The following is an 18,716-nucleotide window of genomic DNA, read 5'->3' as shown; positions in this document are numbered from 1 at the left end:
AAGGGAGACCGGTGATGGATCAGGGTTGTTTCTGGCTGAGCGACGCGCAGTTCTCGTGGCTTGAGCCGTTGTTGCCGACGGATACGCGGGGCAAGCCGCGGGTGGATGACCGGCGGGTGATCAGCGGGATCATCCATGTGCTGATCTCGGGCTGCCGGTGGAAGGATGCGCCTGCCGTCTACGGGCCGCGCAAGACGCTGTACAACCGGTTCCAGCGGTGGGCGGCCAAGGGCGTATGGAGCGACATGTTCCATGCGCTGGCCGGGGCGGGCGGGCCACCCGCCGAGCTTCTGATCGACAGTTCGGCCGTGAAGGCGCACCGCTGCGCCTCCGGCGGAAAAGGGGGGAGCGGAGCCAGGCGATCGGGCGGTCCCGTGGCGGGCGCACGACGAAAATCCACGCCCTGACCGACACGGCGTGCCGCCCCGTCGCTTTCCTGCTGACCGGCGGACAGGTTGCCGATTGCACGGCTGCCGACAAGCTGCTGGACCAGCTGACGACCGCCGATCTGGTGCATGGAGACAAGGGCTACGACAGCAACGCCGTGCGCCGGAAGATCGAGGCCAAGGGAGCCGCGCCCAACATCCCGCCCAAGGTGAACCGCCGCTGGAAAAGCTGTTTCTCGCCCTACCTCTACCGCCGCCGCAATGCCATCGAGCGCATGTTCAACCGGCTCAAGGACTTCCGGCGCATCGCCACCCGCTACGACCGGCTGGCCGTCAACTTCCTGGCCGCCGTCCAGATCGCCGCCATCGTCAGTTACTGGTTATGAGTCCCGGCCCTAATACGGGCCTGCCATGATCGTCATGGCAGGCCTGTTCATGAGGAGGACTGTTCTTGTCAGGATATATTGACGAATTTTTCGTCCTTCTCGGAGGCATCAGCATCATGCTGATTGCCCTCATAAGGATCGGAGCCGTATGGACTTTGGTCTTTCCGATTGGCGCAATGATTGCTTCTGGATTGATCGTCGGAATATTCAGTGACCTACCTTTTATGAATTCTCTTGCACGAGCAGAAGTGGTTGGGTACCAAGGCGCCTTGGAAGAGTTCGTGCGGTCAATGTTTTTTTTCGGATTATATTCTGTTTACAATCGCTTTGATTTATATAAATTTGCTTTGGGGGCGGCCCTTGTTTATGGCATAACGGAAGCATCTCTGGTATTTATCGTCCATGTACCACCTATTCGTATATTTTTTGATATTTTTATCGGAGGTGGGGGCGCGCCTCCGTTGATTTCCCGTTTGGCCGATATGGCCTGTAGTACATTTGTTTTTATTTATATTGTAGCCATTCGTGTTTTTGTGCATTTTTGCTTTATGGCGGTTCTAGTCTACGCATTTTTATACAAAAAGTTAGTGTTTATTCCGCTTACAATAATAGGGCATGGTGGCTTGAACTCAGCATTGGCTTGGTTGGAAATCGCTGACGGCTCATTAGGCGGAATTCTGCGTGTACACGCTTTTGCCTTCGCGTTTGCGTTTTCTTTTCTGGCTATTTCATTTTTTTCTATGCAGGCGTCGTTTATGGTACAGATTGCTAGATTGCGTGTCTTGCTCGGCGCAAAATCACACCGTTTATTGCGATTTGCACATTAGGGCCGGGCCTCATAACCAGTAGCTGACAATGGCAGCGATCTGGACGGCGGCCAGGAAGTTGACGGCGAGCCGGTCGTAGCGGGTGGCGATGCGGCGGAAGTCCTTCAGTCGGTTGAACATACGCTCAATGGCGTTCCGGCTGTCATGCCATTGAGCGTGACCCGCGCCCGGATTGCCCATTGAAGGGTTCGTTGTTGACGATAGCGCTTGAAGCAGCAGCATTGTTCGCCCAAGGTATGAACAGAATGCAGATTCATTTGGTCAGTCCGGCGAATCCTAGAGCGGTCGCCCGAGAGCATCAGCCAGGCAGTGAAGCTTACTGGTGAACCCGCCCCGCGAGCGGCCAAGAGCGCGTCGATGAGTCCCCCTTTTCCGCCCGCGCCGAGACGTGGGCGCGAACGGTGGTGCTGTCGATGCTGTAGTGGCCGCTGTCCGCCATGATCTCAGCCAGCGTCACGGCGACGGTCTCCCAGACCCCGGCTTCGCTCCACCGCCGGAACCGTCGATGGATGGTGTTCCAACTCCCATGTTTGAGCAGAACGTCGCGCCATGGCGCTCCACACCGGAGTCGCCAGAGTATGCCGTTGATGATTGAGCGGTTCTGCTCGGGCGGCCTGCCTCGACCACGGTTGGCAGGCTCGATCGGCAACAAACCCTTCAGAACACGCCATTCTGCTTCAGTCAGATCACCCCGGCTCAAGCCGGCCTCCAAAAAGCAGCCTTGAATCAACCTACAGGGCCGGCGTCAAGCTCATTGTGCTTTTGCAATCTCTTCAAAATCGCAAGATCAGTCGAGCGCCTCGGCCACTGGGAACCTTATTTAGGGGCTCGCCACCAACAAGGGATATCTCGTGTCAAAGCTGACTGCCGATCTTGCTCGATATCATACACGCATGCAGCGTGTCCTCGCGCATATCGATGGCAATCTCGACGGCGATCTCAGTCTGGAAGCGCTGAGCAGCGTCGCGGCCTTTTCAGCCTACCATTTCCATAGGCAATTCAGGGTCATCTTCGGACTTTCGCTGCATCGCTACGTGCAATTGGTGAGGATGAAACGGGCTTCGTGGCGCCTCGCTTATCGGCACGATGTATCGGTCCTTGAGATCGCTCTGGATGCCGGTTACGAAGCTCCGGACAGTTTTGCCCGGGCTTTCCGCCAGCGCATCGGGCAGGCGCCAAAGGCTTTTCGCGAGGAACCGGACTGGTCGGCATGGGCAGCGGCAATGGAGCCGCTGGCTGAAGTTAGGAGCCAGATCATGACGCAGAACTTCTCCATCGACGATGTCAGCGTTCGGGAGGAAATCGACATTCCCGTGGTTTTCATGAGCCATCGCGGTGCTCCTGAAAGACTGGGCGAGACAATTCGTCAGTTCATTGCCTGGCGCAAGGCGAGCGGTGTGCGTGCAGCAACTAACGCTACCTATACGATCTTCCACACCGATCCCGATAGCGTTGCGGCCGAGGATTACCGGATCGATCTCGCCGCCGCGACCAATCGCGCCATAACGCCCGCCGACGAAGGCATGGAAGCGGGCCTAATTCCGGCAGGCCGGTGCGCAGTGCTGCGCATTATCGGCCAGAGCGATAATCTCCGGCCCGCAGCGGAATTTCTCTACGGGCAATGGCTACCAGCCAGCGGCGAAGAACCTAGAGAATTTCCACTCTACGCCCAACGCGTCAGCTTTTTTCCAGACGTGCCCGAACACGAAGCGATTACCGATCTCTATCTTCCCCTGAAATAATCCACGCGTTGGAGCGGGATTGCCATCTTCTCCAGATGCGATGTTCCCGCTCCAATACCGCGTCGGAATTTGTCCGCGCGGCCTGGCATCCCGGTGCGGAAAGCCCAAGGGGCTGCCCGCTGAAACGGCCGGATGATGAACGCGGAAGATGGTCGTTTCTGGACAGCCAAAATACATTAAGTTGTAAAATTATCAACTAAACATCCTTTACGAGATTATTTCCGGTGGCCCGTCACGAAAGCAGGCACGCGATCGCCGGGAACATGTCCGTTCAGACGCCCTCAGGCAGGCCCCCGATCGGCCGGCTGAACGACGCAGGTCCGCTAGACGCTTCGCGGCCGCGAGGCGTCACAGAGGCTTGGGGGAGTGTGGTCTGCCCCCGGCTTGCCGCCCTTGCGCGGGGTGTGGCAGAGTCGCTGTCCTGATGCGCGCTCCGGCGCGCGCCAGCCGCCTTCCTCCCTGAGCCCCCTCGCCCCAAGGTCCGTGATGCGTCTGCGCCCCGCCGCCGTGGTCCTGGCCTTCATCCTGCTGGTCGTCCTCTCCTATACGGCATGGTGGGCGTCGGCCGCGTCGGCGTTGCGCGGACAGGTGGAGCGCTGGATCGCCGAGCGCCGGGCCGAGGGGGTGGAGATCGCCTACGACGCCCTGGCGGTCGACGGCTTCCCGCTGCGGCTGTCCGTGTCGGCGGGAGCCCTCTCGCTGCGGCGTGCGGACGGTCTGGCGGCCACGGCCGGGCGGCTGGAGCTGTATGCCGAGCCCTGGGCGCCCCTGGACCTGCATGCGGAGATGGCGGAGGGGCTGTCGCTGGCGCTGCCGGCGGCGGGACCGCGCCCCGCCCTGACCCTGACGGCAGCGCAGGCGGAGGGACAGGCCGGGCTGGCGACCGACGGCCGCGTGCTGACGGCCGAAATCCGGCTGGAGGCGCCGGTCGTGACGCCGACCACGGACAGCGACGGGACCGCCGCCGCCGTCACGGCGGCCTGGGCGGCGCTGGCGCTGGAGCGGCCGGCGGAGCCGCCCGCGGACCACACCGCCACCGGGCTGGACCTGCGCCTGGACCTGTCCTCCCTGACCCTGCCGGAGGCCCCTTCCCCCGCGCTGGGTCGGACCCTCGGGCAGGTGGCGCTGCATCTGCGCGTCACCGGCACACCCCCGGCCGCCCTGACGGACCCCGAGATGCGGCGCTGGAGCGGCGCCGGCGGGACCGTGGAACTGGACGCCCTGACGGCGATCTGGGGGCCGCTTGACCTGAGCGTCACCGCGACCCTGGCCCTGGACGGGAACCTTCAGCCGATCGGCGCCGGCACCCTGCGCACGGCCGAGCCGGACCGGCTGGTCGATGCCCTGGCCGCGGCCGGCGACCTGCGGCGGAACCAAGCCGCCATCGCGCGGGCCACCCTGGGCCTGCTGGCGGCTCCCGGCCCGGACGGGCGCCGGACCGTGCAGGTCCCGGTGACGGTGCAGGACGGCCGCCTGACCGTGGGGCCGGTGCCGGTGCTGGCGCTGCCGCCCGTGGTCTGGCCCGCCACCCCCTGACCGCACGGCCTGACCCCGCAGCCCGGACCCGCGGCCGGACCCCGCCGGGTGGACCGGCCCGCGCAGGGGCGATTGGGCCTGTCCCCCCGGATCATGCCGGCTATACTTCCGCGCACGGGGAGGGGCCGGGCAGCCCTGCGCCGGTCACCGCCCCCACCGGACCGAACCACAGGGAGAAACGCCGTGACGTCGTTCAGAACCGGACTCCGTGCCGCCGCCGTGGCGCTGCTGCCGCTCGCCACCCTGGTGCCGACGGCCGCGGCCCTGGCGCAGCAGGCACGGCCGGCGCAGGAGCTGATCCCGCGCAAGGACCTGTTCGGCAATCCCAGCCGCACCGCCGCCACCGTCAGCCCGGACGGGAAGTCCATCGCCTTCCTGGCGCCGAAGGACGGGGTGATGAATGTCTGGGTGGCGCCGCTGGCGACGCCGGACAAGGCGAAGCCGCTGACGCAGGAGACGATGCGCCCGATCCGGTCCTACTTCTGGGCGCCGGATTCAAGCCAGATCCTCTACATCCAGGACAAGGGCGGCGACGAGAACTTCCTGCTCTACGGCGTCGATCTGGCCAAGGGCGAGACGCGCACCCTGACCCCGTTCGAGAAGACGCGGGTCCAGATCATCGCCATCAGCGAGACGGTCAAGGACGCCATCCTGGTCGGCGTGAACAACCGCGACCCGCGCTGGCACGATGTCCACCGCCTGAACCTGAAGACGGGCGAGCTGACCCTGGTCCGCCAGAACGACGGCTATGCCGGCTTCGCCGCGGATGACACGCTGACCCTGCGGCTGGCCACCAAGGCCACCGCCGACGGCGGCTACGAGGTGGAGACGATCGGACCGGACGGCACGACCGCGCCGTTCCTGACCATCCCGCACGAGGACGGCCTGACCAGCGGGGCCCTGGGCTTCACGACCGACGGCAAGACGCTCTATCTGCGCGACAGCCGTGGCCGCGACACCTCTGCCCTGTTCGCCATGGACATGGCCTCGGGCCGGACGACGCTGGTGGCGGAGAACGCCAAGGCCGACATCGGCGGGCTGATGGCGAACCCGCGCACGGGCGTGGTCGAAGCCTACAGCGCCTATTACGAGACGAACGAGTGGTTCCCGGTCGGCGACGCCCTCAAGGCGGACATCGCGTTCCTGAACGAGAAGGCGGGCGGCGAGTGGTCCGTCACCAGCCGCGACGACGCGGACCGGATCTGGACCGTGGCGGTGGACCGGGTGACGGAGGCGCCGGCCTTCTATCTCTACGACCGGAAGAAGAAGGCCCTGACCCGGCTGTTCACCACCCGGCCGGAGCTGGAGGGCCGGACGCTCGCCACCATGCACCCGGTGCAGATCCCCAGCCGCGACGGGCTGACGCTCGTCTCCTACCTGACGCTGCCGCCGGGGTCGGACAAGGACGGCGACGGAAAGCCCGAGGCGCCGGTGCCGCTGGTGCTGAGCGTGCATGGCGGCCCCTGGGCGCGTGACGGCTATGGCTACAACGGCACGCACCAGTGGCTGGCCAACCGCGGCTATGCCGTGCTGTCGGTCAACTTCCGCGGCTCCACCGGGTTCGGCAAGGGCTTCGTCAACGCCGGCAACCTGGAATGGGGCCGGAAGATGCACGACGACCTGATCGACGGCGTGGACTGGGCCGTGAAGCAGGGCGTCACCAGCGCCGACAAGGTCGCCATCATGGGCGGCTCCTACGGCGGGTACGCCACGCTCTGGGGCATGACCGCGACGCCGGACCGCTTCGCCTGCGGCGTCAGCATCGTCGGCCCGTCCAACCTGATCACCCTGCTGGAGAGCATCCCGCCCTACTGGGCCAGCGTGCGCGAGAACTTCGCCCGCCGCATGGGCGACGACCGCACCGAGGAGGGCCGCGCGCTGCTGACCGAGCGGTCGCCGCTGAGCCATGTGCAGAACATCCGCAAGCCCCTGCTGATCGGCCAGGGGGCCAACGACCCGCGCGTGATCCAGCGCGAGTCCGACCAGATCGTGGCCTCCATGAAGGAGAAGGGCATCCCCGTGACCTACGTCCTGTACCCGGACGAGGGCCACGGCTTCGCCCGGCCGCAGAACCGGATCTCCTTCAATGCCGTGACGGAGGCGTTCCTGTCCCAGTGCCTGGGCGGCGCGCAGGAGCCGGTGGGCACGGACTTCGACGGGGCCAGCCTGACGGTGCCGGAAGGTGCCCAGGGCGTGCCCGGCGTGGCGGAGGCGCTGGCGGCGAAGAAGTAGCAGACGGTAACCGGCGGCACCGGGGGCTGTTGGGACTTCCCCGACCACAGCCCCGTCCGGTGCCGCCATGCCCGCCGTTCCCGCTTCCATCCGCCGCGCCCCTGGCGCCGTCCTCTGCGGTCCCCGCCTTTTCGGGGCCCCCCTCATCGGTGCCCTCTGTCTCGCGCTCATGCTGCCGGCCCAGGGGGCACGGGCGGGCGAACCCGAGGCGGAGACGCCCACCGAGCGGGAGCCGGTGGCCGTGGACCGCGGCGAGGCCTCCTTCTACGGCGACGGTTTTCAGGGGCGCAGGACGGCATCGGGCGAGCGCTTCGACCAGGCGAAGCCCACCGCCGCCTCGAAGGACCTGCCGCTGGGGACCCGGGCGGAGGTGACCCACCTGGAGACGGGGCGGTCGGTGGAGGTCACCGTCAACGACCGCGGCCCCTATGTGGAGGGGCGGATCATCGACCTGTCGAAGCAGGCGGCGAAGGAGGTCGGGCTCACGAAGCAGGAGGGCACGGCCCCGGTGGAGGTGGTCGCCCGTCCTTCCGACCAGCCGACGGAAGAACTGAAGCGGAAGGTCCTGGAGGCGGCCCGCGGGGACGAAGGGGAATAGGCCCCGCCCGCGCCAGCGGGCGGTCGGGCCTGTCGGATCACGCCTGTCGGATCACGCCTGCCGGGCGTCGATGATGCCGCGGCGGATGTCGCGGGTCCGGGTGAAGAGCTGCTCCAGCGTCTCCGCCTCGCCCCAGCGGATGGCCCGTTGCAGCGCCGTCAGATCCTCGGTGAAGCGCTGGATGATCTCCAGCACCGCCTCGCGGTTGTTCAGGAAGATGTCGCGCCACATCACCGGGTCGCTGGCGGCGATGCGGGTGAAGTCGCGGAAGCCCGAGGCGGAGAAGCGGATCACCTCCGACTTCAGGTGCTCCTCCAGGTCGGTCGCCGTGCCGACGATGGTGTAGGCGATCAGGTGCGGCAGGTGGCTGGTGATGGCCAGCACACGGTCGTGGTGGCCGGGCTCCATCACCTCGATCATGGAGCCGGCCCGCCGCCACAGCTCCACCACCTTCGCCACCGCGGCGGGATCGGTGCCCGGCGGCGGCGTCAGGATGCACCAGCGCCCGCGGAACAGATCCGCGAAGCCGGCATCCGGCCCGGAATGCTCGGTGCCGGCGATGGGATGGCCGGGGACGAAATGGACCCCGTCCGGCACCTGCGGGGCGACGTCGCGGATCACCGCCTGCTTGACCGAACCGACATCGGTGAGGATGGCGCCGGGCTTCAGGTGCGGACCGATGGCGGCGGCCAGGTCGGCACAGGCGCCGATCGGCACAGCCAGGATGACGAGGTCCGCCCCCGCCACCGCCCGGGCCGGGTCCGTCTCCGCCCGGTCGGCCAGCCCCAGCTCCAGCACCCGGGCACAGACCGCCGGGCTGCGGTCGGCCGCCACCAGCTCCCCCGCCAGGGTCGGGTCGGCGCGCAGCACGCGGGCGAGCGAGGAGCCGATCAGGCCGAGCCCGACGAGGGCGACACGGGGGAACAGCGGCGGGGCGGTCATGGCGCTACCCCTTCAGCCAGTCGCCCAGGGCGTCCGCCACCTCTTCCATCTCCGCGGGCAGGCCCATGGTGATGCGCAGGCAGTCGGGCAGGCCGTAGGCGCCCATCTGGCGCACCAGGATACCGCGCGCCTTGAGAAACTGCCGCGCCTCCTCCGCCGGGCGGCCGGTGGCGGCGAAGTCCACCAGCACGAAGTTGCCGACGGAGGGATGCACCACCAGCCCCAGCGCCCGCACCCGGTCGGTGAAGGCGGTCCGGCTCTGCTCGTTCAGCGCCCGGCTGCGCTCCTGGAACTCCAGATCCTCCAGCGCGGCGACGCCGGCCGCCTGGGCGGCGACGCTGACATTGAAGGGGCTGCGGACGCGGTGCAGCGCATCCGCCACGGCCGGCGGGCAGTAGGCCCAGCCCAGGCGCATGCCGCCCAGCCCGAACAGCTTCGAGAAGGTGCGGGTCATCACGACATTGTCGAAGCGGGCCACCAGGGCCGTGCCGTCGGCATAGTCGTTGGCGGTGACGTACTCTGCATAGGCCGCGTCGATCACCAGCAGGACGTGCGGCGGCAGGCCGGCGTGCAGGCGGGCCAGCGCGTCGGCCGGCAGATAGCTGCCGGTCGGGTTGTTCGGGTTGGCGACATAGACGATGCGGGTCCGCTCGCTGACCCGAGCCAGCAGGGCGTCCACGTCGGTGGTCAGGTTGCGCTCCGGCGCCGCCACCGGCGTCGCCCCGGCCGCGCGGGCGGCGATCGGATAGACCAGGAAGCCGTGCCGGCTGTAGAGCACCTCTCCGCCCGGGCCGGCATAGGCCTGGGCCAGCAGGTGCAGCACCTCGTCCGAGCCGTTGAAGCAGAGCACCCGCGCCGGATCGAGGCCGAACCGCCGGCCGATCGCCTCCCGCAGCCGGGTCGAGCCGCCGTCGGGATAGCGGTGGATCTCCGCACCGACGGCGCGGAACGCCTCCACCGCGCGGGGGCTGGGACCCAGCGCCCCCTCGTTGGAGGCAAGGCGCAGCAGCCGCGTGACGCCGGGGGCGGAATGCTCCCCGCCGACATAGGGGGCGATGTCGAGGATTCCGGGGTTGGGGATCGGTCCGCTCATGCCAGCTCGCAGGACTTCGGGAGGGAGACTGCCGGGGCCGGAACGTGCCGGGGCCGGGCCGCCGGATGGACACCGGGACAGCCCCGCCGCCGGGGCATCCCGGAGACGGCGCCCCGCTCAGCCGCGCCGGGCGAGGCCGATGGGAGTGGCGTAGGTGCCGATCGGCAGCAGCCGCACCAGCGCCTCTCCCAGCCGCTGGTACAGTGCGACGAGGCGGGGATCGTCGGGGCCGACGAACGCCTCCACCTCCGTCAGGTGGACCGAACCGGCGCCGCCGGGAAGGTGGAAGGTGCGGAGCTGCAAAGGCGGCAGGCCCGCCGCCTCCAGGCTGTCCTTGAGGCGGCCGCGGCTCATGTCCTCGCGCAGCTCGATGCCCAGCAGGGTACGGTCGTCGCCCGTCTCCTCCAGCGGCAGGGCGGCGATGGCCATGGCCTCCACCTCCTCGCGGCCGGCGCGGGCCAGGAAGGGCAGCCGCGCGATGATGCGGGGCGACTTGGCATCCGCCGTGAACAGGTAGCGCCACCAGGGATCGGGATCGTCGTCCTCCGGCCAGGGCAGCACGCCCACGGTGGCCGACCCTTCCGCCACGAGGCGGAGGACGGCAAGGCTGCTGTTCGCCGCCTGCATCGGGGTGGCGCTGCCGTAATGGTCGCGCGCCAGATCCCAGAAGCCGCGATGGTCGTCCGGGGCATAGACGGCGACGGCGAAGGGACCCTGCAAGCGGGTCAGGGCGGCGATCATCTCCCGCCACATGCGGGACAGGGCCGCCGGCGGAAAGGCGCCCTGGTGGCGGTCCATCAGGTTGCGCAGAATCTCCGCCTCCCGCGCCGGACGCAGGGCCGGGCGGCCGGGCGGCTTGACGGCGCCGATCTGCTCCACCAGCGCCGTCCGGCGCATCACCAGATCGTGGAGGGCGGCGTCGATCGCGTCGATCTCGCTGCGCAACTCGTTCAACGTCTGGGAAGCGGGGACCATAGAATGCCGGGAGTCAAACGTGCGGGGAGGCTTAGTGTTAGTCGGCCCCCGGCCCAAAATCAAAGAAAACATTGACAGCCCATACCCCCCTCCCTAGCTGTAGCCATCCGACGAAACCGCCGGAACCGTCCCGCCGGGCTGCCGCATGACCCTGCCCTCCGTCCAGCCGTCCGCCGCCCCGCCGGCCAGCCCCGCGCTGCCCGGGCACCGGCTGCTGCTGGGCACGGCAGAGCCGATGCCGCTGGACAATGGCGGCACGCTGGGACCCTTCCACCTGGCCTACCAGACCTACGGCACGCTGAACGCCGACCGCTCGAACGCGGTGCTGGTCTGCCACGCCCTGACCGGCGATCAGTACGTGGCGGAGCGCCATCCGATCACCGGCAAGCCGGGCTGGTGGGACCTGATGGTCGGCCCCGGACGGCCGATCGACACCGACCGCTATTTCGTCATCTGCTCCAACGTCATCGGCGGCTGCATGGGCAGCGAGGGACCGAAGGAGACCGACCCGGCGACGGGACGCCCCTGGGGCCTGTCCTTCCCGGTCGTGACCATCGCGGACATGGTGCGGGCGCAGAAACTGCTGATCGACCATCTGGGCATCGACCAGCTTTTCTGCGTCATCGGCGGGTCCATGGGCGGGATGCAGGTGCTGGAGTGGGCCGCGGCCTATCCGGAGCGGGTCTTCGCCGCGGTCCCGATCGCCACCGCGGCCCGGCATTCGGCCCAGAACATCGCCTTCCACGAGGTCGGCCGGCAGTCGATCATGGCCGATCCGGACTGGCACGGCGGCGACTACCTGAACCGCGGCACGCGGCCGAAGCGCGGGCTGGCGGTGGCGCGCATGGCGGCGCACATCACCTATCTGTCGGAGCCGGCGCTGCACCGCAAGTTCGGCCGCAACCTCCAGGACCGCAGCCGGATCAGCTTCGGGTTCGACGCCGACTTCCAGGTGGAGAGCTATCTGCGCCACCAGGGCATCAGCTTCGTCGAGCGGTTCGACGCCAACTCCTATCTCTACATCACCCGCGCGATGGACTATTTCGACCTCGCGGCGGAGCATGGCGGCGTGCTGGCCAACGCCTTCCGCACGCCAGGGCCGAAGGGCGGGACGGCCACGCCGGTCCGCTTCTGCCTTGTCAGCTTCTCCAGCGACTGGCTGTTCCCGACCTGCGAGAGCCGGGCCGTGGTGCATGCGCTGAACGCCGTCGCGGCCAATGTCAGCTTCGTGGAGATCGAGAGCGACAAGGGCCACGACGCCTTCCTGCTGGACGAGCCGGAGTTCTACCAGGTTGTGCGCGGCTTCCTGGAGGGCTGCGCCGAACACCGCGGGCTGCCGCGGAGGGTGGGCTGAGATGCCGGACGGCAGCCGCTTCAGCGCCGGACGGCCGGCCGCTCCGCACGGACCCGGAACACAGGCACCGGCCATGCGGGAAGCGGACACGCGCACGGCCTCGGCCCGGAGTGCCGGCCGCATCCGCGCCGACCTGCGCCGCATCGCCGACTGGGTGGAGCCCGGGGCGCGGGTGCTGGACGTGGGCTGCGGCGATGGCGAGCTGCTGGGCTATCTGGTGCGGGAGAAGGGCGTGGACGGCCGCGGTCTGGAGCTGTCCATGGACGGGGTGCGCGCCGGCGTCGCCCGCGGCCTGCCGATCATCCAGGGCGACGCCGATACCGACCTGAAGGACTATCCCAGCGACAGCTTCGACTACGTGATCCTGTCGCAGACCCTCCAGGCCATGCGCCGGCCGCGCGAGGTGCTGGACCATCTGGTCCGCATCGGCCGGCACGCCATCGTCTCCGTCCCCAACTTCGCCTACTGGCGGGTGCGGCTCTATCTGATGTTCCGCGGCCGCATGCCGGTGACGGAGACGCTGGGCCATGCCTGGTGGGACACGCCCAACATCCATTTCTGCACCATCGCGGATTTCATCGACCTCTGCCGCGGGCTGGGCGTCGTCATCGAGCATGGCGAGATCCTGGGGGCGAAGGGCCGCCCGATCCCGGCGGCGCCGGACAGCCTGACCTCCAACCTGCTGGGCGAACAGGCCGTCTTCCTGCTGCGTCGGGGCTGACCCGGCCCGGCGACGGCCGGGAGATGGCCGGGAGCGCATGGCGGCGGACACCCGTCCGGCGGAAAGGGGCGGAACCGGCCGTGCTGGCGGTGCGTTTCCCGCACACACCCCAGAAACGGGACACGCCCCATGCGCAGCCTGCCCACCGTCGCCGCTCTGACGGCCGCGGTCGTCGCCCTGTCCCCGGCCGTCGCCCGGACGGCGCCCCAGGACGCCCCCCAGGACACCCCCCAGGGCGCCCCGACGGAAGACAGGCCGCCCGCCGCGCCGGCCGCCCCGCTGCGGACCGTTCCCGCACCGGCACCGGACACCGCCACGCCGCCCGTGCCGCCCCCCCGAACCGACGACCGGCCTGTGCAGGCCCCGCTGACCACCGGGGCGCGGGACGGCGACATCGCCACCACGACCCCGGTCCCGGTGCAGCCGGGTCCGGACGGGGATGCCCCCGACGCCGGCGCCCCCGCCCTGGCCGATGCCCTGCGCACCGCGCCGGCGCAGGGCGATCCCGAGATCGCCCTGACCCCCGGGGCGGCGGCCGGACTGGCCCGGCTGACGGCGCGCGAGGCGGAGGCCCTGATCGGCCGCGCCGCCGTGAGCCGGGAGGGCGAGCGCATCGGGACCGTGCGCGACTTCGTGGTGCAGGGCACGGATGCGCGGGTCGAGGCCGTGATCCTGGGCCGCGGCGGCGTGCTGGGGCTGGGCGAAGGGCTGCTGCGGGTGCCGGCGGAGGCGCTGAAGCTGGACCCCGCCGGTGCGGCCGACGGCAAGCGCCCGGTCACCCTGGACCTGCCGGCGGCGGAAGTGGAGCGGATGCCGGGCTTCACCTACGCCGACGGCGCCACCACCCTGTCGGGCCCGCGGCGGTAGGGAGCGCGTAATGAAAAACCCCGCGCCGGGGGGCCGGCGCGGGGTTCCGGAACGACGCCGGGCCGGCCGGCGTCAGCCGGCGACCTTGGCCGTGACCTCGACGAGGGTCTTCACGGCCGCGACCGACTTGTCGAACATGGCCTTCTCCTCGGCGTTCAGCTCGATCTCCACGATCTTCTCGACGCCGCCGGAACCGATCACCACCGGCACGCCGATATAGAGACCGTCCACGCCGTACTGGCCGGTCAGCCTGGCGGCGCAGGGCATGACGCGCTTCTTGTCCTTCAGGTAGCTCTCCGCCATGGCGATGGCCGAGGCCGCCGGGGCGTAGAAGGCGGAGCCGGTCTTCAGCAGGCCGACGATCTCCGCCCCGCCGTCACGGGTGCGCTGCACGATGCTGTCCAGCTTCTCCTGCGTGGTCCAGCCCATCTTCACGAGGTCCGGCAGCGGGATGCCGGCGACGGTGCTGTAGCGCACCGACGGCACCATGGTGTCGCCATGGCCGCCGAGCACGAAGGCGGTCACGTCCTCGACGCTGACCTTGAACTCCTCGGCCAGGAACCAGCGGAAGCGGGCGCTGTCCAGCACGCCGGCCATGCCGACCACCTTGGCCGGGTCGAAGCCGGTGACCTGCTGCATCAGGCCGACCATGGCGTCGAGCGGGTTGGTGATGACGATGACGAAGGCGTTCGGGGCATGGGTGCGGATGCCCTCACCCACCGCCTTGATGATCTTGGCGTTGATTCCGACCAGGTCATCGCGGCTCATGCCCGGCTTGCGCGGCACGCCCGCCGTGACGATCACGACGTCGGCGCCGGCAAGGTCGGCATAGTTCGAGGTGCCGGTGTAGCCCGCGTCGAAACCCTCGACCGGCGACGCCTCCGCGATGTCGAGGGCCTTGCCCTTGGCCACGCCCTCGGCGTCGGGAATGTCGAGCAGGACGATGTCGCCCAGCTCCTTCTGGCCGGCGAGCAAAGCCAGCGTGCCGCCGATCTGGCCGGCGCCGACGAGTGCGATCTTCTTGCGTGCCATGGGTTTGCGTCCTCGATTATGCCGTTCTGGGAACGGGTTGTGCGAAACGGAAGGACCCGTCGGGACGGACGCGCGTCCCCCGCGCGCTCCCGGCCGCAGCCGGACCCTGCCGGGGCACCGGGGCTGCGGCGATCTGTCCGCGGAGCCGGTGCTTAGCCTGATTCGCCCGCCGGGGCAAGCCGCCACCCGGTTAGGTCCCGGCGGGAACAGCCGGCCCGGATGCGGGGTTGCTTCTCCCGGAGGGTGGCCCGCCGACGGCAGGCCCCAGCGCCCAGGCCCCAGCGACGACGAGAGGACCCCCGATGCGCCATGCTGCCCGCCCCCGACCGGCCGGCCGACCGCCCCGCCTGTCCCCCGCCGGCCTTGCGGTCCTGCTGGCCGTGCCACTGACCCTGCCGGCCACCGCCGGCCCCGCCCGGGCGCAGGCGGACAGCTCAGGTCCGCGGGCGGAGCGGGAACTGCCGCAGACGGCGCCCGAGCCGCTGGGGGACTGCCGGCTGAACGCCAACCTGCTGGAGATCATGATCGACCCCGCGATGGAGTCGATCCCGCTCTGGGTCCGGCCCTTCACCTCCTGCTGCGGCCCGGCGCCGGAGCTGGTGGCCCTGCGCGAGCGCTGTGCGGTGGAGGAGTGGCGCCGCGTCCTGGTGGACTGGACCGGCCGCGGCCCCGGCGTCCGCCCCCGCGGCGAGGACAGCGACCGGCTGATCGAGAAGGAGCCCCGGCGCCCGGGCCTGGACGAGCCGGCCCCGGGCCGGACGGGTCCTGCGGGTCTGCGCTGACCCCCGGCCAGGGGTATCTCAGCCGGGAATGTCGAACAGCGCCAGCAGCGTCCGCATCTCCGCCTCCGTCAGGGGATAGTCGGTGCCGTGGCGGGCATTCAGGACGCTGCGCAGGGGAATGCGGGCCGCCTTCGCCTGCACGACCCGGGCAGCCCGCATGGAAAGCCCGGCTCGCCAGCACAGCGCCGTCACGCTCTTGGGCCGCTGTGTCTCCAGGATGCGGTGGACGACCTCCACCGCGATGCCGGCACGCAGGGCCAGCGCGATCTCCACGAAGGGACGGTCGCCCCAGGCGAGCGCGTCCAGCACCGCCGCCTCGTCCAGCGCGCCGTCCGCGTGCAGGCGGCGGGCGCGGACCTCCGGCGGCTCGCGCCGGGAATACTCGCGGGCCCAGTCGATACGCCGCCGCGCCGTGCCGGCGATGGCCTCCAGCGTCTCCGGATCGAACTCGCCCTGCTCCGCCAGCGCCTGGTGCAGGCTGTCCTGCACCGCCTCGGACAGACGCCCGGCCAGGGCCTCGGGCACGGCCGGGCGGACGGCCAGAACCTGCCCGGGCAGGGCCGGCGGCTGGGCGACGGGCTCCGGCGCGTCCGGCAGCGGGGTGGGTTCCGGCGCCGGGCCGGGAGGCGCCTCACCGACCGGGACGGCATCGCTGATCCCCGGACCGGTGGCCTGCCGGCGGGCGATGGCTTCGGCCACCCAGGGCTGGGGCTGCGCCTTCAGGATGGCGATCAGGTCCTCGTCGGACAGGGTGGCGCAGGTGCGCAGGATCGGCTCCGCCACCTCGCGGGCGACATCGCGGGCCAGCCGGGCGACAAGGCCGGGCGGGGCGCAGTCCACGTCCTTCAGCGCGCTGGCCACGGCCGCCCGCACCCGCACCACCTGATCGGCCGCCAGAAGCTCCAGCGCATGCTGGGCGACATCGCGCAGGGCGGCCTGCTCGGCCGCGGTCAGGCCCGGCAGGGCGCGGGCCAGCTTGCCCGCCAGCAGCACGCGCACGTCATCGTCGCGGTCGCGCGCCAGCCGGGCCGAGGCCCGCAACGGCGTGGCCGCGTTCGCCGCCACCGCCCGCCGCACCGCCGGGCTGTCGTCGTCGGCCAGATAATAGAGCAGCTCCGGCCGCGCGTCGGCGCGCGCCGCCAGCCCCGCCCGCACCGCCGGATCGGGATCGGCAGCCAGGGCCTTGGCCGTGTCGTAGTCCAGCGGCGGCAGCGCCGGTGGCGGACTCTCCGGAGGGCGGGTCATGGCACGGGGCGGAAACGGTCGGACATGCCGCCACCATCGCCGAACCGGCCCGGCACGGCAACGCCCGCCATCTTCCGGCGGCCGGATGTCCCGGGCCGGAGCGGGCCACCCCGACCGACCCGTGCCGCTGTCCCGATAGCTTCACTTTTCCCCAGGCCGGACAGGGTTATCCTGCCGGACGGACAGGTTCCTGGGAGGACTCGGATGCGGACGTGGCTGTTCACGCGGATGCGGTTTTCCGGACTGGTCGTGCTTCTGCTCGCCGGCGTGCCCGGCGCCCTGCCGGCGCGGGCGGAGACCATCACCCTGCGCGCCGACGCCTGGTGCCCGTACAACTGCGCCCCGGGCAGTGCCCGCCCGGGCTATGTGGTGGAGATCGCCCGCGAGGTCTTCGCCGCCCACGGCATCACGGTGGACTATGCCCTGATGCCCTGGGCCCGCGCCCTGGAATCGGTGCGGCAGGGCAAGGTCACCGGGGTCATCGGCGCCACCCGGCAGGAGGGCGAGGATCTGGTCTTCGGGCAGGAGGCCGTGGGCTTCTCCTCCGACGCACTGGCCGCCCGCCGGGGCTACGGCTTCACCTACCGGGGCGTCGGCAGCCTGGACGGCCAGCGGCTGGCCGCCGTGCGCGACTACAGCTACGAACCGGAGATCGACGCCTACATCGCCGCCCATGCCGAGGCGGGCGAGGCCGTCAGCCTTGCGTCCGGCGAGGACGTGACCGTGCAGAACCTGCGCAAGCTGCTGGCGGGCCGGGTCGATCTGGTGCTGGAGGACCGCAACGTACTGGACTACACGCTGGCCGCCGAAGGGCTGACGGGGCTGGCGGAGAGTCAGGCGATCAGCGCGCCGGAGGTGATCCACATCGCCTTCTCCCCCGCCGATCCGAAGGCGGCGGACCATGCGGCGATGCTGGATGCCGGCCTGCGCGAGATGCGCCGGAGCGGCCGGCTGGCGGAAATCCTGAGCCGCTACGGCCTGACGGACTGGACGGTCGGGCATGCCGCGGCCGTGGCGCCCCCGACCGGACCGTGACGGTCGGTCCCGCTCGCCGGTCCGGAAGGCCGGGCAGGACGGCTGCGAACCAGTAAGGGAACCGATGCGTCGCAATTTATCGTCAACACAGATCCGTTAGGATAGGGCGCACCACCACGGTTGCAGGACAGAACAACCATGCGCCACCTTGCGGTCTTTTTTCTCGGCCTGTGCCTGGCGTTGCCGGCGCGGGCGGAAACCATCACCCTGCGGGCTGATCTCTGGTGCCCCTACAACTGCGAGCCGGGGCAGGAGCCGGCCGGCTATCTGATCGATCTGGCGAAGGCCGTGTTCGAGCCGGCCGGCATCACCGTCGATTACCAGCTCATGGCCTATGAGGACGCCATCCAGGCGGTGCGGGCCGGAACGGTGACGGCCGTCGTGGGCGCGGCGAAGAAGGACGCACCCGACCTGATCTTCACCGGCACGGCGGAGGGCTATTCCTCCTATGCCTTCGCCTCGGCCAAGGGCAGCGGCTTCCGCTACAGCGGCCCGGACTCGCTCAAGGGCAAGCGGCTGGGGATGATCGCCGACTACACCTACGACGACGCGCTGGACGCCTACATCGCGGCGAACAAGGACACGCCGGCCGTGGTCGCCGTGTCCGGCGACGCCGCCACGCACGATCTGGTGATGCTGCTGGCCCAGGGGAAGGTGGACGTCATCATCGAGAGCGACGCCGTGCTGGAGTACACGATCGAGCAGATGAAGCTGTCCAACCTGTTCGAACTGAACGTCGCCAGCGAAGGCGCGCCGGTCTATGTCGCCTTCTCCCCGGCCGATCCCAAGGGGGCGGAGCATGCGAAGCGGCTGGAGGACGGCATCGCCGCCCTGCGCCAGAGCGGCCGGCTGGCGGATATCCTGAAGAAGTACGGGCTGAAGGACTGGGTGAAGAAGTAGCGGCCACCTCACGGCTGCCGCAGCCCCCCGCGCGCCGTCCGCACGACGGCGCGCGGGGGGGGG

At 69.7% G+C, this 18,716-nt stretch carries 17 protein-coding genes and 3 pseudogenes; 12 read left to right on the top strand and 8 right to left on the bottom strand.

Annotated features, from left to right (window positions below; translation table 11 throughout):
• Positions 1–14: 14 nt before the first annotated feature.
• Positions 15–772, top strand: a pseudogene (locus ACFQPS_RS20420) (IS5 family transposase).
• 116 nt (positions 773–888) lie between these two features.
• Positions 889–1,599, top strand: coding sequence for a hypothetical protein (locus ACFQPS_RS20415; protein ID WP_377361243.1), 711 nt, complete (start codon positions 889–891; stop codon positions 1,597–1,599).
• 9 nt (positions 1,600–1,608) lie between these two features.
• On the opposite strand, the pseudogene ACFQPS_RS20440 reads toward ACFQPS_RS20415, so the two are convergent.
• From ACFQPS_RS20440 to ACFQPS_RS20410, 3 genes and pseudogenes are all read right to left on the bottom strand, one after another.
• Positions 1,609–1,740 (bottom strand): annotated as a pseudogene (locus ACFQPS_RS20440) (IS5/IS1182 family transposase); the annotation flags it as partial.
• Between the two features lie 118 nt (positions 1,741–1,858).
• A pseudogene (locus tag ACFQPS_RS20435) lies at positions 1,859–1,950 on the bottom strand (IS5/IS1182 family transposase); the annotation flags it as partial.
• Complete coding sequence (locus tag ACFQPS_RS20410) at positions 1,916–2,299, bottom strand: transposase (protein ID WP_377361241.1); 384 nt, start codon at positions 2,297–2,299, stop codon at positions 1,916–1,918. The gene ACFQPS_RS20410 and the pseudogene ACFQPS_RS20435, both read right to left, overlap by 35 nt.
• 151 nt (positions 2,300–2,450) lie before the next feature.
• Here ACFQPS_RS20410 and ACFQPS_RS20405 point away from each other — a divergent pair, with 151 nt between their 5' ends.
• The 4 genes from ACFQPS_RS20405 to ACFQPS_RS20390 all read left to right on the top strand — a co-directional run bounded on the left by ACFQPS_RS20405 (position 2,451) and on the right by ACFQPS_RS20390 (position 7,707).
• On the top strand, positions 2,451–3,341 hold the full coding sequence (locus ACFQPS_RS20405) for an AraC family transcriptional regulator (protein ID WP_377361240.1): 891 nt from the start codon (positions 2,451–2,453) through the stop codon (positions 3,339–3,341).
• Positions 3,342–3,827: 486 nt separating this feature from the next.
• Positions 3,828–4,877 (top strand): DUF2125 domain-containing protein, encoded by a 1,050-nt coding sequence (locus ACFQPS_RS20400; RefSeq protein WP_377361238.1) that lies wholly within the window; start codon positions 3,828–3,830, stop codon positions 4,875–4,877.
• A gap of 183 nt (positions 4,878–5,060) precedes the next feature.
• A complete protein-coding gene (locus tag ACFQPS_RS20395) occupies positions 5,061–7,109 on the top strand; it encodes a S9 family peptidase (protein WP_377361236.1) in 2,049 nt (682 codons plus the stop codon).
• Between the two features lie 67 nt (positions 7,110–7,176).
• The gene (locus ACFQPS_RS20390; protein ID WP_377361234.1) at positions 7,177–7,707 is read left to right on the top strand and encodes a septal ring lytic transglycosylase RlpA family protein; all 531 of its coding nucleotides are present in this window, start codon (positions 7,177–7,179) and stop codon (positions 7,705–7,707) included.
• 51 nt (positions 7,708–7,758) lie between these two features.
• Here the strand turns inward: ACFQPS_RS20390 and ACFQPS_RS20385 are convergent, their stop codons facing one another.
• The 3 genes from ACFQPS_RS20385 to ACFQPS_RS20375 all read right to left on the bottom strand — a co-directional run bounded on the left by ACFQPS_RS20385 (position 7,759) and on the right by ACFQPS_RS20375 (position 10,717).
• Positions 7,759–8,649 (bottom strand): prephenate/arogenate dehydrogenase family protein, encoded by an 891-nt coding sequence (locus ACFQPS_RS20385; RefSeq protein WP_377361232.1) that lies wholly within the window; start codon positions 8,647–8,649, stop codon positions 7,759–7,761.
• Positions 8,650–8,653: 4 nt separating this feature from the next.
• Entirely contained in the window at positions 8,654–9,742 is a 1,089-nt protein-coding gene (hisC, locus tag ACFQPS_RS20380) for a histidinol-phosphate transaminase (RefSeq protein WP_377361230.1), read from the bottom strand.
• 117 nt (positions 9,743–9,859) lie between these two features.
• Entirely contained in the window at positions 9,860–10,717 is an 858-nt protein-coding gene (locus ACFQPS_RS20375; protein ID WP_377361228.1) for a chorismate mutase, read from the bottom strand.
• A gap of 145 nt (positions 10,718–10,862) precedes the next feature.
• Between ACFQPS_RS20375 and metX the strand changes: the two genes are divergently transcribed.
• The 3 genes from metX (at position 10,863) to ACFQPS_RS20360 (ending at position 13,659) form a co-directional block, all read left to right on the top strand.
• Complete coding sequence (gene metX / locus ACFQPS_RS20370; RefSeq protein ID WP_377361227.1) at positions 10,863–12,071, top strand: homoserine O-acetyltransferase MetX; 1,209 nt, start codon at positions 10,863–10,865, stop codon at positions 12,069–12,071.
• A 73-nt stretch (positions 12,072–12,144) separates the two neighbouring features.
• A complete protein-coding gene (gene metW, locus ACFQPS_RS20365) occupies positions 12,145–12,792 on the top strand; it encodes a methionine biosynthesis protein MetW (protein ID WP_377361225.1) in 648 nt (215 codons plus the stop codon).
• A 129-nt stretch (positions 12,793–12,921) separates the two neighbouring features.
• Complete coding sequence (locus ACFQPS_RS20360) at positions 12,922–13,659, top strand: PRC-barrel domain-containing protein (protein WP_377361223.1); 738 nt, start codon at positions 12,922–12,924, stop codon at positions 13,657–13,659.
• A 72-nt stretch (positions 13,660–13,731) separates the two neighbouring features.
• Here the strand turns inward: ACFQPS_RS20360 and mdh are convergent, their stop codons facing one another.
• On the bottom strand, positions 13,732–14,691 hold the full coding sequence (mdh, locus tag ACFQPS_RS20355; protein WP_377361221.1) for a malate dehydrogenase: 960 nt from the start codon (positions 14,689–14,691) through the stop codon (positions 13,732–13,734).
• 302 nt (positions 14,692–14,993) lie between these two features.
• On the opposite strand from mdh, the gene ACFQPS_RS20350 reads away from it, so the two are divergent.
• Positions 14,994–15,473, top strand: coding sequence for a hypothetical protein (locus ACFQPS_RS20350; RefSeq protein ID WP_377361219.1), 480 nt, complete (start codon positions 14,994–14,996; stop codon positions 15,471–15,473).
• A gap of 18 nt (positions 15,474–15,491) precedes the next feature.
• Here ACFQPS_RS20350 and ACFQPS_RS20345 read toward each other — a convergent pair whose 3' ends face one another.
• Entirely contained in the window at positions 15,492–16,718 is a 1,227-nt protein-coding gene (locus ACFQPS_RS20345) for a DUF2336 domain-containing protein (protein ID WP_377361217.1), read from the bottom strand.
• A 204-nt stretch (positions 16,719–16,922) separates the two neighbouring features.
• On the opposite strand from ACFQPS_RS20345, the gene ACFQPS_RS20340 reads away from it, so the two are divergent.
• Positions 16,923–17,753, top strand: coding sequence for a substrate-binding periplasmic protein (locus ACFQPS_RS20340; protein ID WP_377361215.1), 831 nt, complete (start codon positions 16,923–16,925; stop codon positions 17,751–17,753).
• Positions 17,754–17,891: 138 nt separating this feature from the next.
• Positions 17,892–18,653: a substrate-binding periplasmic protein gene (locus tag ACFQPS_RS20335; protein WP_377361213.1), complete on the top strand. Its 762-nt coding sequence runs from the start codon at positions 17,892–17,894 to the stop codon at positions 18,651–18,653.
• Positions 18,654–18,716: the final 63 nt, after the last annotated feature.

The organism is Rhodocista pekingensis (genome assembly GCF_042665545.1).
Classification (GTDB): Bacteria; Pseudomonadota; Alphaproteobacteria; order Azospirillales; family Azospirillaceae; genus Rhodocista; species Rhodocista pekingensis.
Note: the sequence above shows the minus strand (reverse complement) of the source record. Positions and strands in the feature narration are given on the sequence as shown.